This window comes from Pseudomonas fluvialis (assembly GCF_002234375.1).
In the GTDB taxonomy this organism is placed as follows: Bacteria; Pseudomonadota; Gammaproteobacteria; order Pseudomonadales; family Pseudomonadaceae; genus Aquipseudomonas; species Aquipseudomonas fluvialis.
The window spans coordinates 103,196-118,190 of the sequence record NZ_NMQV01000005.1 but is presented as its reverse complement, the minus strand read 5'-3'; the positions used below and the strand labels follow the sequence as shown (position 1 = coordinate 118,190).

The window sequence follows — 14,995 nt, the reverse complement described above, 5'->3', positions numbered from 1 at the left end:
TCACAGCGAGTTGAGGAAGGCCAGCAGCGCGGCACGCTGGCTGGCATCGAAGGTCAGGACATGGTCTCGGGCGGCCTGGGCTTCGCCGCCGTGCCAGAGGATGGCCTCCAGCAGGTTGCGCGCACGACCATCGTGCAGGAAGCGCGTGTGACCGCTGACGGCGTGTGTCAGGCCAATGCCCCACAGCGGCGTGGTTCGCCACTCACGGCCGTTGGCGAGAAACTCGCTGCGCTGGTCGGCCAGGCCTTCGCCCATATCGTGCAGCAACAGGTCGCTGTAGGGATAGATGCGCTGTCCGGCCAGCTCCGGCTCGGCGGCGTCGCGAGACGTGGTGAAACTGGGGGTATGGCAGCTGGCGCAGCCGGCCTGGTGGAACAGGCGCTTGCCGGCCAGTACCTCGGCGCTGCCCGGCTCACGACGCTGCGGGACGGCCAGGTTGCGTGTGTAGAAGAGGACTTTGGCGAGGATGTTGTCGCTGACTTCCGGCTCGCCGCCGTGCGGCGCCTGGCGACAGGCCTGTTGGCTCGGGCTGCAGTTGTCATGGGGAATCAGCGAGGTGGTCAGGCCCATGTCATTGGCAAAGGCATCGGCATTTTGCTGGTTGAGGGTTGGCTGTCCGGCCTTCCAGCCGAAGCGGCCCAAGGCATAGTCCTGGCGGGCGTGATCCCAGACCTGGTTGGCGCGACCGCTGATGCCGTCGCCGTTACGGTCGTCGGGGTCGGCGTTGGCAAGAATGTCGCGCGCGTCGATGGCTTCGAGCAGACCCAGGCCAATCATCGGCGGGGCGATGCGCACGGAAAACTGTGTGTCGGGATGCAGTGGGCCGTAGCCCAGGCGATCGATCTGCAGCTCGGGTTGCTGTAGTTCAACCTGCAAGCCGTCGGCGAAGCGCACCGTCTGCTGGCTGTAGCTCAGGCGTACCCGACCTTCCGGAGCGTGGCCGGGAATCGCCACATCCTGCAGCTGACCACCGTAGTTGGGTTCGGGGAGCACGCCCAGGCGAGCAGCCAGCGCGCGTTCCTGTGCAGTGCCTGGCGGAATCGACAGGCGTACCAGCAGCGACACAGCATGCTCGGCGTTGGCGGCCGGCGGGTGGCCGCGGCCGTCCTTGATGTGGCAGTTCTGGCAGGCATTGGTGTTGAACAACGGGCCGAGGCCATCGCGAGCGGTGGTGGAAGCCGGGGCAATTACCCATGGATTGCGAAAGAAGCTGTTGCCGACACTGAAGTCCAGGCGTCGCGAAGGCGCCAGGTTGGCCGACGGCAGGGAAAAGGCGTTGTGGTCGCGCTGGCTGACCGAGGTGCTGCCGCCAGACAGGGCTTCGCCGGGTTCGGCCTGGGCAAAGGGATCGGCTTGCTCGCAGGCCGTCAGCGGGGTGAGCAGTACCAATACGAGCCAGATGGGGCGGCGCAACAGGGCAGGGCGTTTCATGGTTACCACGCTTGAGCAGAAACAAGTCACCCCGCAACCCTTACGGGTGCGGGGTGAGTGAGGGCCTATCGACGGATCAGAAACTGTGGTCGGCGGTGTCCGGGTTGAGGTCGCTGATGCCCAGGCGTGCGGCAGCCTGCTCGATGGATGCAGTCTGCTTGACCAGCGCGGCGATGGCGTTACGGACGATCTGCTGGCCGGCGCTGTTGTCGGCGGCAATCAGTTGATCGAAGTGTTGGCCTTGCTCGGCACTGTCGACCATGGCCTGCAGGGCCTTGTCGGTCGCCTGCAGGTCGGCCTGCAGTTGCTGGTCGGCGGTCGCATCGATCTTGGCGACCAGGCTGGCCAGGCTTGGGCCACTCAGCAGGCTGCCGTCGGCTTTCTGGTACTGGCCGAGGTAGACGTTCTGCACGCCCTTGGCGTTGTAGTAGTGCGAGTTGTGTGTGTTGTCGCTGAAGCAGTCATGCTCGTCTTCGGTGGACTGTGCCTCCAGCGCGACTTTCATACGCTCGCCTGCCAGTTCGCCGAGCGACAGGCTGCCCATGCCGAAGAGCATCTTGCGCAGGCCATTGGCTGCCGGTTCGGCTTCCAGGCTGGCGCGGTAGTTGCCGGTCTGGTTGGCTTGCCACTGGCCGACCATTTCCGCCAGGTCGCTGACCAGCAGTTCGGTGGCGGCGCGCAGGTATTGGGCGCGGCGTTCACAGTGGCCGCCGCTGCAGGCTTCACCCTGCGCGTAGTCGCTGGCCGGACGGTTGCCGGCACCGGCTGCGCTGCCGTTGAGGTCCTGGCCCCAGAGGAGGAATTCGATGGCGTGGTATCCGGTCGCCACGTTGGCTTCCGAACCGCCCAGCTCATTCAGGCTGGCCAGCAGTTGCGGGGTCAGGGTGCTGACATCCAGGCTGTCTTCGCCGACCTGGATGGTCTGGTTGGCGATGATGTTGGCAGTGGCGCCCGGATTGCCCTGGGCGTGATCGTAGCCGGCCGCAACATAGTCGATCAGGCCTTCGTCAAGCGGCCAGGCGTTGAGCTGTCCCTCCCAGTCGTCGACCACCGGGTTGCCGAAGCGGAACACCTCGCTTTGCATGTACGGGGTGCGCGCGGCCAGCCAGGCATTGCGTGCTGCCTGCAGATTGGCTTCATTTGGTTCGGCGAGCAGGGTCTCGATGGCTTGCTGCAGGGCGAGTGCAGTGCTGTGGGCATCGCTGAACACTGCCAGGGCCAGGTCGGCGTAGTGCTTGACCACGGCTTGCGCAGCCGCTTGCTCGAAGGGCGCCGAGCTGGCGCTGTTCGCGGTCGGCGCGGCCTGGGTGCTCGGGGCCGGGCTTTCACCGCATCCGGCAAGGGTGATGGCGAGGGCCAGCAGGCTGGCGGTTGCCAGGGGAGTGCGCAGCATGGGGATATCCTTATGAGTAGGGTGGCTTTACTGTGCGCAATATAATGCGAAAGATTTGCATTTTTGAGAAGCATTTATTGTCGTTAATCAAGGCGTGCCCTGCGTGATTGCGTAGAGCGAGTGCTCCAGGTTGCGAACGGTGATTTACCCAAGAGCAGCGGGAGCCCCTAGAATGTCGGCAACCATTGTGGAGGTGTAGAAATGTCGATGACTGCCGTAATCCTGCTGGTCGGTGTGTTGCTGCTGGGCGGCTATGCCGTGCTGGTGTACAACGCGCTGGTGCGTTTGAAGCATGGCGTGAGCAAGGCCTGGGCGAATATCGACGTGTTGTTGCGCCAGCGTCATGAAGAGCTGCCCAAACTGGTGGAGGCCTGCAAGCAGTACATGCAGCATGAGCGCAGCACTCTTGAGCAGGTAATCCAGGCGCGTAATGCCGTAGCCCAGGCGCGTGACCGGCATGACGTGGCTGCCCTGGGCGCGGCCGAAACCGGTTTGCGGGCGGGGCTTGGGCAGTTGTTCGCACTGGCCGAGAATTACCCGCAGCTCAAGGCCAACGAAAGCTTCCAGCATCTGCAGCAGCGCATCAGTGGTCTGGAAAGTGGCATTGCCGATCGCCGCGAGCTGTATAACGAGGCGGTCAACCTGAATAACGTGCGCATCGAACAGTTCCCCGATGTCGTGCTGGCGCGCCTGTTTGCTTTCCAGGCTGCCGAGCTGCTGCGTTTTAGCGAAGCCGAGAAGGCTGACGTGGACCTCAAGCAGTTGTTCAGCTGATATGTACGACGGTCGCTGGGTCGCCCTGGCATTCAGCCTGGCGGCGCTGGTCGGTGGGGCCTGGTGGTGCATGTGGCGTTTGTCGCAGGCGCATCACCTGCGTGATACACCGACCTCGAAGATTCGCTCGGCCGCCCAGGGCTTTGTCGAGCTGTGCGGGGTGTTGCATGAGCAGGGGATGCCGCAGCAGGCCCCGCTGACACGCCAGGCCTGCCTGTGGTGGCGTTATCGTATCGAGGAGTACCGGCGGGCAGGCAAGAACAGTCGCTGGCAGGTTGTCGAGAGCGCTACCAGCGACGCCTGGCTGTTGCTCGACGATGGCAGTGGCCAGTGCCTGATCGACCCGCTGGGGGCTGAGGTGCGCCCGGCTACCCGCCAGGTGTGGGAAGGCAGCCTGCGCCATCCACTGGGTGAGGCGCCGAGTGGCTTCAGGGCTTTGCTGAGTTTCGGCAAGCGCTATCGTTACACGGAAGAACGCCTGCATGCGGGGCAGCCACTGTATGCCATCGGTTGGCTGCAAACTCAGGGCGGCGGCCGTCAGGCCAATAACGAGCAACGCCGGCAGGCGGAACTGATCCGCCAGTGGAAGGCCGATTACCCCGACCTGTTGCGACGTTTCGACCGTAACCGCGATGGTCAGCTGGATGCTCAGGAGTGGCAGCGTGTGCAACTGGCGGCCCGCCTGGAAGCTCAGGAGGAACAGCAGCGTGCCGTACAGGCGCCGCTGCAGCAGGTGTTGAGCAAGCCCGCTGAAGGGCTGCCGTACATTCTGTCCTGTGCGGGAGAGGATGAGTTGCTGCGCAAGTTCTACTGGCAGGCGCTGGGCGGTGCGCTGCTGTGCCTGGCGGGGGCGGCGGCCAGCCACTGGCTGTGGCAGCGCCTCTGGTAGACCTCAGACTTGTGAAGCGGCCGGATGGCCGGACTGCTCGCGACTTTGTTTGAGGTAGAGGGTCAGGTCGCGGGCAGCCAGTGGTTTGCTGTACAGGTAGCCCTGCCCTTCGTTACAGCCCTCGGCAATGATGTACGACTCCTGTTCGCGGGTTTCCACGCCTTCGGCAATCACCTGCATGCCCAGGCTGCGGGCCAGTTGGATGATGGCGCGGACGATGGTGGCATCGTCGTCGTCGTCCAGCACGTCCTGTACGAAACTCTTGTCGATCTTGATTTTGTCCAGCGGCAAGCTTTTCAGGTAGCTGAGCGACGAGTAGCCGGTGCCGAAGTCATCAATGGCAATCAGTGCTCCGCAGCGGCGCAGGCTTAGCAGGTGCTGAGCCGCGGTGCCGATGTCTTCCATCAGACCGGTCTCGGTGACTTCCAGCTCCAGGCTGCGCGGCGGCAGACGGTAAGCCTGCAGCAGGTTGTTGACCATGCGTGGCAGCTCGGCATGGTGCAGCTGCACGGTCGACAGGTTGACGGCCATGCGCAGGTCGCTGAAGCCCATGTCGTGCCATTCGCGCAGCTGCCGGCAGCTCTGGTCGAGCACCCACTCGCCAATGGCAATGATGCTGCCGTTCTGCTCGGCCAGGGGAATGAACAGGTCTGGGGCGACAAAGCCGTGTTGCGGATGCTGCCAGCGCAGCAGGGCTTCGACCCCTACCACGCGCATGTCGCGGTAGTCGATCTGTGGCTGGTAGACCAAGTGCAACTGGTTCTGCGCCAGGGCATCGCGCAGGTCTTTCTCCAGCTCGCGGCGCCGGCGCATTTCGCTGTCGACGCTGGCGATATAGAACTGGTAGCGATTGCGCGAGCGGCTCTTGGCCAGGGTCATGGTCTGCTCGGCTTTCTGCAGCAGTTTCTCGGTGTTCTCGCCGTCCTCGGGGAACAGGGTGATACCGATGGTGGCGCGCAGACGAACCTGCTGGTCGCCGAGGCTGAACGGTTCTTCCAGGTCATCGAGGACCAGTTGTGCCAGTTCGGCCGCTTCGTAAGGCTGTTCGATATCCGCCTGGATCAGGGCGAACTGGTCACCACCCAGGCGCGCCAGGGCGCCCAGTCGGCCACTGTGCCCGCGCAGGCGGTCAGCCAGGGCCAGCAGCAGTTGGTCGCCGGTCTGGTAGCTGAACTGTTCATTGATGCCCTTGAAGTCGTCCAGACCGACACAAAGCACGGCGACACGGCGTTGCAGGCGGCCGGCATCGGCGAGTATCTGGTCAAGCTGTTGCTGCAGTTGCTGGCGGTTGGGCAGGCCGGTGAGGAAGTCGTACTGCGCCATGCGCAGCAGGCTGCTTTCCGCCTGGTGGCGCAGGTGGGTATTGCGTTCGATGGAGGCAAGCAGCTGATTGGCGGTGTTGATCCACAGACCCAGTTCGTTGCGTTCGTTGCCCTTGAGCATGGGCAGCTTGTGTTCGCTGGGACGATCCGGGTTGATAGTGGACAGGTGATCGATGATCCGTGACAGCGGGCGGGTCAGCAGCCAGTGGTAGACCAGATACAGCACCAGGCTCATGGCCAGTGCGCGCAGCACACCGGAGACGAAGATGATGACCGAGTTGGTGACGAACTGCTCGCCGTAGGGGGCGGTGTCCAGGGTGATGCTGAGGTCGCCGTAGTATTCGCTGTAGGGGCCTTTGCCAACCAATTGCGTGGTGAAGGTCTGCTCCTTGCCCAGCAAGGGATCGGTCAGTACGCGGTAGGAGGCATCCAGCAAGGGGCGCGCCCGCTCGGCGAGCATGGGTTCGTTGGGGTGGCCGATGGCGGCAAAACGCACCGATTCGTGCTGGAACAGTCCCTCGATGACTTGCATGCCCATTTCCCGGTCCAGGCTGTAGACCGCCTGTGTGGAGGGGTCGCGGAACATGCCGAGAATACGATGGGCATCATTGGCAACCGCCTGGCGGGTCTTGTACACGTCGAAGATGATCTGTGCGCAACTTAGCACTACGCCGACCAATAGCGCGGCCAGCAGTACCACGCGCAGCAGTTTCAGCGACAGGCTGTGCTTGAGATCCAGCTTCAAAAGGCGGGTCCTTGTACGACAGGCAAGGGAGGTTGGCCTTGAGTATTGGCAAAGTGCCGGCAGGCGTCAAAGGGCCTGGGGTAAAATTTACTGGTTTTTTAGCCGTCGCTGCGATGCGCAGAGGGCGATAAAAGCACAACCCGGCACGCGGCCGGGTTGTGTGGAGCGGATTCCGGGGTGCGCGGCGCGCAACCCGGTGGGCATTACGCAGCGTAGTTGGCCGCCACGAAATCCCAGTTGACCAGGTTCCAGAAGGCCTCGACGTACTTCGGACGCAGGTTGCGGTAGTCGATGTAGTAGGCGTGCTCCCACACGTCGCAGGTCAGCAGCGGGGTGTCACCGCTGGTCAGCGGGCAGCCGGCACCGATGGTGCTGGCCAGGGCCAGGGAGCCGTCGGCCTTCTTCACCAGCCAGCCCCAGCCGGAGCCGAAGGTGCCGATGGAGACCTTGCTGAATTCTTCCTTGAACTTGTCGAAGGAGCCGAAAGCTGCGTTGATCGCGTCGGCCAGGGCGCCAGTCGGCTGACCACCGCCGTTCGGCGACAGGCAGTTCCAGTAGAAAGTGTGGTTCCAGATCTGTGCAGCGTTGTTGAACACGCCACCGCTGGAAGTCTTGATGATTTCTTCCAGGCTCTTGCCTTCGAACTCGGTGCCCGGCACCAGGTTGTTCAGGTTTACCACGTAGGCGTTGTGGTGCTTGCCGTGGTGGAATTCCAGGGTCTCGGCGGACAGGTGCGGCTCGAGGGCGTTCTTCTCGTACGGCAGCGGCGGCAATTCGAAAGCCATGGTGTGTCTCCTATCAGGTCAAGGCGGGGGTGCGACAAGCGCTGGGGCCGTTCTATAGCGGCCGTTGGCGCGGTTACCGCATCCGGTATGGGTAATCGCGGGGAGCGATGGTAGCACCCGCTCCGTTGCATATCCACGCGCCAAGCGTAGGGGTAAAGCCTTGCCTGGTGACCTGGCGCGGTCGCTACCAGTGGATCAGCTGCCAGGCCACGCTGAACATCATGCCGGCTACCAGTATCTCGAGAATACGCCAGGTGGCGGGGCGTGCCAGCCAGGGAGCCAGCCAGGCGGCGCCCAGCGCGATACCGAAGAACCACAAGGCCGAAGCACTGGCCGCGCCGGCGGCGTATGCGCCGGGAACGGCTTGCTGCGCGCCCAGACTGCCGATCAGCAACACGGTATCCAGGTAGACGTGTGGGTTGAGCAGCGTCACGGCGAGGGCGGCGAGCAGCACTGCGCGGCGCGAACGGGGGGCGGCGCTGGAAGGGTCCAGGCCTTGCGGGCGTAGCGCGCGTTGCAGGGCCAGGATGCCGTAAACCAGCAGGAACAGCACACCCCCCCAGCGAGTGATCGAGAGCAGCCAGGGACTTTGGCTGATCAGGCTGGCCAGGCCGAACACGCCGGCAGACATCAGCAGGGCATCGAACAGTACGCACAGTGCGGCCACCGGCAGGTGGTGCTCGCGACGCAGGCTCTGGGCGAGTACGAAGGCGTTTTGTGCGCCGATCGCCATGATCAGGCCGAAGGCCACCAGCAGGCCGTTGCTATAGCTTTGCCACATGTCTTGAAAGTTCCAGGGGGCGAGAAGGTGCTGGTCAGTCTGGGGGGGCTGCTTGTATAAGGAAAACAAATCATGCTGATGATTCATTAGGAAAAATGATGTGTTTGACTACAAGTTGCTGCTAGCCCTGGCTGCAGTGGTGGAGCAGGGCGGGTTCGAACGTGCCGCTCAGGTCCTGGGGTTGTCGCAGTCGGCGGTATCGCAGCGCATCAAGCTGCTGGAGGCGCGGGTTGGCCAGCCGGTGTTGCAACGCAGCACGCCGCCGCAGGCTACCCCGTTGGGCATGCGTCTGCTTAACCATGTCCAGCAGGTGCGCTGGCTGGAGCGCGACCTGCGTCGGGTGGTGCCGGCGCTGGCAGACAGTCAGCAGCCCGAGCGTTTGCGCATCGCCTTGAATGCCGACAGCCTGGCCACCTGGTGGGCGCCGGCGGTGGCCGACTTCTGTGCGCAGCAACAGGTACTGTTGGAGTTGGTGGTCGAAGACCAGCAGGTAGGACTCAAGCGTATGCGCGCCGGCGAGGTGGCGGCCTGTCTGTGCGCAGCAGAGCGTCCCGTGGCGGGCGCGCGCAGCCTGGCCTTGGGACGCATGCGTTACTTGGCGCTGGCCAGTCCGGCGTTCATGGCCCGGTATTTTGCCGATGGTGTGCAGCGCACCCGGCTGGCGCAGGTGCCGGCCATTGTATTCGGCCCGGATGACCAGCTACAGCACCGCTATCTGGCCGCGCTCGGTGTGCATGGGCATTTCAACCACCACCTGTGTCCCTCTTCGGAGGGTTTTGTGCAGCTGGCCCTGGCCGGGCTGGGTTGGGGGCTGGTGCCTGAGCTACAGGTGCGTGAGTTGCTGGCAGGTGGCGAACTGGTCGAGTTGCTGCCCGGGCAGTTCATTGATGTGCCGCTGTACTGGCATTACTGGCGGCAGGGCGGCGCTTTGCTGGATGGCTTGACGGCTGCCCTGCGCGACTATGGCCAGACACACCTGCATGCCTGGTAAATGGGCTGTGGCTCAGGGGGTCTTGCGCTGTAGCGGCAGGCTGCTGAAGCTGACGCCGGCCAGGCCGGTATCCATCAGGGCGCGGATATTGCCGTGATCCTTGCCCTCCGGGTGACCCAGCACCTGGCGGTAATGCTCACCAAAGGCCTGCAGGGTTTCTTCCAGGCTCAACCCTTCGAGCAGGGCCAGGCCGAGCAACTTGCAGGAGCCTTCATTCTGCCCGGCTGGATTGTCCAGTGTGCCGTTGCGGAAGGCGGCAGGCTGGTAGTCATAGTGTTCGGCAATGAACGCCAGGGTTTGGCTGAACAGATGCTGGCCACTGTGTAATTGGGCACGAAAGTGCTCGAGTGCGGTCATGCGCAGGGCTCCCGGAAAAGGCGACAGGGTAGGCGCGATAGTATAGGTCGCGCCGGCCGGCGAGCATGCCAGCCGGCCGGCGCGGGAGCAAATGGACGGTCAGTCGCGATGTGCGGCGAGGGTGATGGATACCGATTCGGCAAAGCGCAGGGCATGCGGCTTGTCGACTTCCACTTCGGCATAGCGCACCGCCGGATGAGTCATGACCAGGTCGAGGATTTCCTGGGTCAGGCGCTCCAGCAGGGCAAAGCGATTGCCTTCCACATGGGCGATCACCGCCTTGGTGATCGTGCGGTAGTTGAGTGCCTGCTCGATCACGTTATCCGCTACCGCCTGTTGCGCGGGGTAGAGGATGGTCAGGTTGATCAGCACATCCTGGCGGTTGAGGATTTCCTCTTCCTTGATACCTATATAGGTGCGCAAGCGCAGATCCTTGACGCGGATGCGCGCCATGCCCGGTTCCAGTCTCGGCATTTACTTGCTCCGTCCGATCAGCGTGAGGAATTCGTGGCGGGTATTGCACGACTCGCGGAAGGCACCGAGCATCACCGAGGACGTCATTACCGAATTCTGCTTTTCCACACCGCGCATCATCATGCACATGTGCTGGGCCTCGACGACCACGGCGACGCCGGCGGCCTGGGTGACCTGCTGGATGGCGTCGGCGATCTGCTTGGTGAGGTTTTCCTGGATCTGCAGGCGGCGGGCGAACATATCGACGATACGTGCCACCTTGGACAGTCCCAGCACCTTGCCGGTGGGAATATAGGCAACGTGTGCCTTGCCGATGAACGGCAGCAGGTGGTGCTCGCACAGTGAGTACAGCTCGATATCGCGGACAATCACCATCTCGTCGTTATCCGACTCGAACAGTGCGCCGTTGACCACCTCGTCGAGACTCTTGTGATAGCCGTTGCACAGGTACTGCATGGCCTTGGCGGCACGCTTGGGGGTATCCAGCAGGCCTTCGCGCTGCGGATTCTCGCCCAGGCCGACGAGGATGTGCTGGTAATGGGTGGACAGTTCTTGGCTCATGGAAAAATCCTCGCAGGCCGCCTCATTTGAGGTGACGGCCGCCGTTGACGGTGAGTGTGGTGCCGGTGAGGTACGGGTTGTCCAGCAGGTAACGCAGGCTTTGGTAGATCACCTCGGCACCCGGTTCGATGCCCAGGGCCGACTTGGCCAGGGTGCGGGCGCGATAGTCGGCATCATCGCCCTCGTTGAACTGAATCAGCGCCGGGGCAATGCCATTGACCTTGACCTGCGGCGCCAAGCGCGCGGCAAACGACAGGGTCAGGCTGTCCAGCCCGGCTTTGCTGGCGCAGTAGGCAATGCGCTGGGCACTGCCCTTGCGTGCTACGTCATCGCTGATGTGCACGATGTCGGCGGGGCCGCCGTGCTGCAGCAGGTCGCTGCAGTGCAGGTTGATCAGGTAGGGCGCCAGCATGTGTACGTTGAACAGCCGGGTGAAGGCGGCGGCTTGCTCGCTGGACGGATCGGCCTGCCAGGTCGAGGCATTGTGCACGATGGCGCGCAATCCCTGGCAGGCCTGGCGCAGGCGGGCAATGAAATCGACTATGCCGGTGCTGTCGCTGAAATCGGCCTGCAATACGCAGGCGCCGCGTTCGGCCAGCTCATTGACTGCCGGGCGCAGGGTGCGATAGCTGATGATCAGCGGATGGCCTTCATCGAGCAGGCGGCGCGCGCAATGCAGGCCGATGCGCTGACTGGCGCCGGTGATCAGGATGGGGAGCTGCGCTGGGCTCATGGGGGCCTCGACAAGAAAGTGGGCGTTCAGCGACCGCGCGCATAACCTGACCTGAGCTGCGTTTGGCCGTCTGAACGTACTAAGAAACTTATACCACTGCTCTTGTTTGTACAACCATGAGTATTGTGTGGAGATGGCTTGCTGCTGGCTTTTAGTGTTATCTAATTGATTATAAACAATTTTTGCTGGTTGATAATGTGCGTCGCGTAGGTTTTTTATTGTACGAAATGGTCTTTATGTACAGCTCTTGTCGGTGTTTTTGCGTGGTCGCTGCTCTGCGTTGTGCAGGTTTCCTCTGTGCAGCGACTGGCGCCTTGCGGGTGGGGCAGGCGGCCGAGATGTGGGCGAAGTCGGCAGAACGCGGCATACAGTGGTTGTAACACGGGTTGCAGCCAGCGGCGCTGCAACAGCCAGGCGCTCCGTCGCAGTCCGGCGGCCTGCCAGCTGGCGGCGGTGGCCTGCAGGCCGATATACCAGTGGCCGGCGGCATCCCGGGCATGCAGGCGCGCCTGCAACGCGGCGAGTGGTGGCGTGGCGGCCTGCTGCGGGTCGAAGTCTGCCAGGCTGATATCGACCAGCACGAGGCGCTCGACACTACAGCGTCGGCGCAGTACGGCGATTTCCCGGGCGCAGAGGGGACAGGCGCCATCGTAATAAAGGGTCAGGGGCCAGTGCATGAGTGCTCCAGGGTGATGTGAGGCGGCTTATGCTGAATCTGCGAGTTGTATAACCTAGGTACAATGTATGCTGGCTTGCCCCTGGGGTACAATGCCGGCCTTTCTCTGACCTGCCTGGCCACGCTATGAACGACATCGCCGGTACTCCCACGCTTGCCGCTGCCTTCAAGCAGGAAGAGTTGTTTCCGATTCGTGAAGTGTCGCGCCTGACCGGCGTCAATCCGGTGACCCTGCGGGCCTGGGAGCGTCGTTATGGGCTGATTCAGCCGACCCGCACCGACAGCGGTCATCGTCTTTACTCGCAGGCGGATATCGAGGCGGTACGCAGCATCCTCGCGTGGATCGAGCGGGGCGTGGCGGTCAGCAAGGTGGGCAAGATTCTCGCCAAGAACGAGGCAGCCAAGGCGCCAGTCGTCGAGCCTTATCAGGCCTTGGCCGAGGGCGAGTGGGGCGAGTGGCAGACACAGATCCGCCTGGCCTTGTCGCGTTTTGATGAGCTGCAGCTGGAGCGCCTGTACGGCCAGGTGTTCGCCACCTATCCGTTGGCCGTGGTGTTTGCCGATATCTTCCTGCCGATCTGGCAGGACCTGTTGCTGCGCCGCGAGCAGTTCGGCCAGACCAGCGAGTGGCTGTTCCTCGACAGTTTTCTGCGCGCGCGGGTACTGCAGCGCCTGCAACTGGCGCGTAATCCGGCACAGGAGCGGGTATTGCTGGTGGCGATTCCCGGGCATTGCCATGAGCTGGAGTTGTGGGTGGCCGGACTCCTGCTGGGCAGCAACGAATGGGCGGTGAGTGTGCTGGCGCTCGGACAGCCACTGGATGAGCTGGCGCTGGTCTGCGAGAAATTGCAGCCGCAGGCGTTGGTGCTGTTTTCCAACCATGCGCCGAGTGCCGAACTGCCCCGCCAGTTGCAGCGTCTGGCGCTGGGCCTGGGTTGTCCGCTGGCGCTGGCCGGCGAGGCCGCCGAGCTGGGTGGCGAAGCGCTCAGCGGTACGCCAGTGGCCTGTCTGGGCAATGCTCCAGGACTAATGTCGCGCCGCTTGCAGCGTTTCCTGGCGGGTCAGCTGGACACCTGACACACCCTGCGTTTTCCCTGATCTGCTGAGATGTGCCGGGCTGCTGTCAGCCAGCTCTGGCCGATTGCGGCTGTGCGGAGCCATGCCGCGCACGGCATAACCTGTACGGCTTGTACAAAAAATCCTTGCCTAAAGCTGCAAATGGCTATACAAAAGCTGTACAGATATTTTTCCTGTACAGCTTTGAGGAATGCCGCATGCCCGCTTATCGCGCCCCGCTTCGTGATATGCAGTTTGTCTTCGACGAACTGCTCGACGCCTATGCCACCCTGCAGTCGCTGCCCACGCAGCGCGAGTTCGGAAACGATCTCGGTGGCGCCATTCTGGAAGAGGCCGCCAAGCTGGCGGAAAACGTCCTGGCACCGGTCAACGGTTCCGGTGACAAGCAGGGTTGTCACTATGACCCGGTGAGCAAGACAGTGAAGACCCCGGACGGTTTCAAGGCCGCCTACAAGCAATTCGCCGAAGGTGGCTGGACCGCACTGGCCTGTACTCCGGAGTTCGGTGGTCAGGGCCTGCCGCATGTGCTGAACATGATGGTCGAGGAGATGGTCTGCTCGTCCAACCTGTCGCTGGGTATGTACCCGGGGCTGACCCATGGTGCGATCAATGCGCTGACTCAGCACGGCACCCGCGAGCAGCAGGAACAGTACCTGCCCAAGCTGATCAGCGGTGAGTGGACCGGCACCATGTGCCTGACCGAGCCGCAGTGCGGCACTGACCTGGGTCTGATCCGCACCCGCGCCACGCCGCAGGCGGACGGCAGCTATGCGATCAGCGGCACCAAGATCTGGATCACCGGCGGCGAGCAGGACCTGGTCGACAACATCATCCACCTGGTGCTGGCCAAGCTGCCCGATGCACCGGACAGCGTTAAAGGCATCTCACTGTTCCTGGTGCCCAAGTTCCTCGAAGACGGCTCACGCAACCCGGCTTTCTGCGGTGGCCTGGAGCACAAGATGGGCATCAAGGGGTCGGCCACCTGCGTGATGAACTTCGAAGGCGCCAAGGGCTGGCTGATCGGCGAGCCGAACAAGGGCCTCAAGTGCATGTTCACCATGATGAACTCGGCGCGCCTGATGGTCGGCATGCAGGGCCTGGGGATCGCCGAGAGCGCCTACCAGATCAGCCTCGGCTTCGCCAAGGAACGCCTGCAGAGCCGTTCGCTGTCAGGCCCGAAGGCCGCCGACAAGCCGGCCGACCCGATTCTGGTACACCCGGACGTGCGGCGCATGCTGCTGCGCCAGAAGGTGATGATCGAGGGCTGCCGTGCGCTGGCCTACTTTACCGGCCTGCACCTGGATGTCGCCCACGATCACGAGGACGCCGAAGTGCGCCAGCAGGCTGACGATCTGGTGCAGTTGCTCACCCCGGTGGTCAAGGCTTTCCTCACCGACGAGGGCTTCGCCTGCGCCAACGAGGGCCTGCAGGTGCTCGGCGGCTCCGGCTTCACCGAGGACTGGGGCATCGAGCAGTTGGTGCGTGACTGCCGCATCACCCGCATCTACGAAGGCACCAACGGCATCCAGGCGCTGGACCTGGTCGGTCGCAAGCTGGGCCTGGGCGGTGGGCGTGCCGTACGCGGCTTCTTCGCCCTGGTCGAAGGCTGGCTGAAAGCCAATCCCGAAGCGCCGCACGCGGCCGCAGTGGGCAAGGCGCTCAAGCAGCTGCAGCAGGCCACCTTGTGGATTGCCAGCGAAGGCATGAAGGACCCCGAGCAGGCCGGTGCTGCGTCGGTGCCGTACCTGCGCCTGTTTGCCCTGACTACCCTGGCCTGGCTGTGGTCGCGTATGGCCCTGGTGGCCCAGCAGAAGCTGGCCGCCGGTAGCAGCGAGACGGCGTTCTACGGTGCCAAGCTCAAATCGGCGGACTTCTACATGGCGCGCGTGCTGACCGAAACCGACAGCCTGCTGGCCGAAGTTCTGGCGGGCAAGGCCACGCTGATGGCCTTCAGTGAGGAAGAGTTCGCCGTGTAACGACTGCGCAATCCGGCAGCTGCCACATCC

15 protein-coding genes are annotated in these 14,995 nt (G+C 63.3%); 5 read left to right on the top strand and 10 right to left on the bottom strand.

What is annotated here, in order from left to right; genetic code table 11:
• Positions 1-1,431 carry a di-heme oxidoreductase family protein gene (locus CFY91_RS04140; RefSeq protein WP_093985084.1) on the bottom strand — a complete coding sequence of 477 codons (1,431 nt, stop codon included), beginning with the start codon at positions 1,429-1,431 and terminating at the stop codon, positions 1-3.
• A 76-nt stretch (positions 1,432-1,507) separates the two neighbouring features.
• Positions 1,508-2,824, bottom strand: coding sequence for an imelysin family protein (locus CFY91_RS04135; protein WP_093985083.1), 1,317 nt, complete (start codon positions 2,822-2,824; stop codon positions 1,508-1,510).
• Between the two features lie 201 nt (positions 2,825-3,025).
• On the opposite strand from CFY91_RS04135, the gene CFY91_RS04130 reads away from it, so the two are divergent.
• Together CFY91_RS04130 and CFY91_RS04125 are read left to right on the top strand one after the other, a co-directional pair.
• A complete protein-coding gene (locus CFY91_RS04130; RefSeq protein ID WP_093985082.1) occupies positions 3,026-3,598 on the top strand; it encodes a LemA family protein in 573 nt (190 codons plus the stop codon).
• A 1-nt stretch (position 3,599) separates the two neighbouring features.
• Positions 3,600-4,487: a GIDE domain-containing protein gene (locus tag CFY91_RS04125; RefSeq protein WP_093985081.1), complete on the top strand. Its 888-nt coding sequence runs from the start codon at positions 3,600-3,602 to the stop codon at positions 4,485-4,487.
• 3 nt (positions 4,488-4,490) lie between these two features.
• Here the strand turns inward: CFY91_RS04125 and CFY91_RS04120 are convergent, their stop codons facing one another.
• The 3 genes from CFY91_RS04120 to CFY91_RS04110 form a co-directional block, all read right to left on the bottom strand.
• Positions 4,491-6,554, bottom strand: coding sequence for a putative bifunctional diguanylate cyclase/phosphodiesterase (locus CFY91_RS04120; protein ID WP_093985080.1), 2,064 nt, complete (start codon positions 6,552-6,554; stop codon positions 4,491-4,493).
• Between the two features lie 203 nt (positions 6,555-6,757).
• On the bottom strand, positions 6,758-7,339 hold the full coding sequence (locus CFY91_RS04115; protein ID WP_093985079.1) for a superoxide dismutase: 582 nt from the start codon (positions 7,337-7,339) through the stop codon (positions 6,758-6,760).
• Between the two features lie 184 nt (positions 7,340-7,523).
• Positions 7,524-8,120: a LysE/ArgO family amino acid transporter gene (locus CFY91_RS04110; RefSeq protein ID WP_093985078.1), complete on the bottom strand. Its 597-nt coding sequence runs from the start codon at positions 8,118-8,120 to the stop codon at positions 7,524-7,526.
• 100 nt (positions 8,121-8,220) lie between these two features.
• Between CFY91_RS04110 and CFY91_RS04105 the strand changes: the two genes are divergently transcribed.
• Positions 8,221-9,111, top strand: a complete 891-nt coding sequence (locus CFY91_RS04105) for a LysR family transcriptional regulator ArgP (protein ID WP_093985077.1) — start codon at positions 8,221-8,223, stop codon at positions 9,109-9,111.
• A gap of 12 nt (positions 9,112-9,123) precedes the next feature.
• Here the strand turns inward: CFY91_RS04105 and CFY91_RS04100 are convergent, their stop codons facing one another.
• The 5 genes from CFY91_RS04100 to CFY91_RS04080 form a co-directional block, all read right to left on the bottom strand.
• Entirely contained in the window at positions 9,124-9,468 is a 345-nt protein-coding gene (locus CFY91_RS04100; protein ID WP_093985076.1) for a HopJ type III effector protein, read from the bottom strand.
• Between the two features lie 99 nt (positions 9,469-9,567).
• Positions 9,568-9,942 (bottom strand): dihydroneopterin triphosphate 2'-epimerase, encoded by a 375-nt coding sequence (folX, locus tag CFY91_RS04095; RefSeq protein WP_093985075.1) that lies wholly within the window; start codon positions 9,940-9,942, stop codon positions 9,568-9,570.
• Entirely contained in the window at positions 9,943-10,503 is a 561-nt protein-coding gene (gene folE, locus CFY91_RS04090; RefSeq protein WP_093985074.1) for a GTP cyclohydrolase I FolE, read from the bottom strand.
• Between the two features lie 22 nt (positions 10,504-10,525).
• A complete protein-coding gene (gene folM / locus CFY91_RS04085; protein WP_093985073.1) occupies positions 10,526-11,236 on the bottom strand; it encodes a dihydromonapterin reductase in 711 nt (236 codons plus the stop codon).
• 215 nt (positions 11,237-11,451) lie between these two features.
• Positions 11,452-11,913 carry a thiol-disulfide oxidoreductase DCC family protein gene (locus tag CFY91_RS04080; protein ID WP_093985072.1) on the bottom strand — a complete coding sequence of 154 codons (462 nt, stop codon included), beginning with the start codon at positions 11,911-11,913 and terminating at the stop codon, positions 11,452-11,454.
• A 125-nt stretch (positions 11,914-12,038) separates the two neighbouring features.
• Between CFY91_RS04080 and CFY91_RS04075 the strand changes: the two genes are divergently transcribed.
• Together CFY91_RS04075 and CFY91_RS04070 are read left to right on the top strand one after the other, a co-directional pair.
• Positions 12,039-12,989: a MerR family transcriptional regulator gene (locus CFY91_RS04075; RefSeq protein ID WP_093985071.1), complete on the top strand. Its 951-nt coding sequence runs from the start codon at positions 12,039-12,041 to the stop codon at positions 12,987-12,989.
• 197 nt (positions 12,990-13,186) lie between these two features.
• Positions 13,187-14,965 (top strand): acyl-CoA dehydrogenase C-terminal domain-containing protein, encoded by a 1,779-nt coding sequence (locus CFY91_RS04070; protein WP_093985070.1) that lies wholly within the window; start codon positions 13,187-13,189, stop codon positions 14,963-14,965.
• Positions 14,966-14,995: the final 30 nt, after the last annotated feature.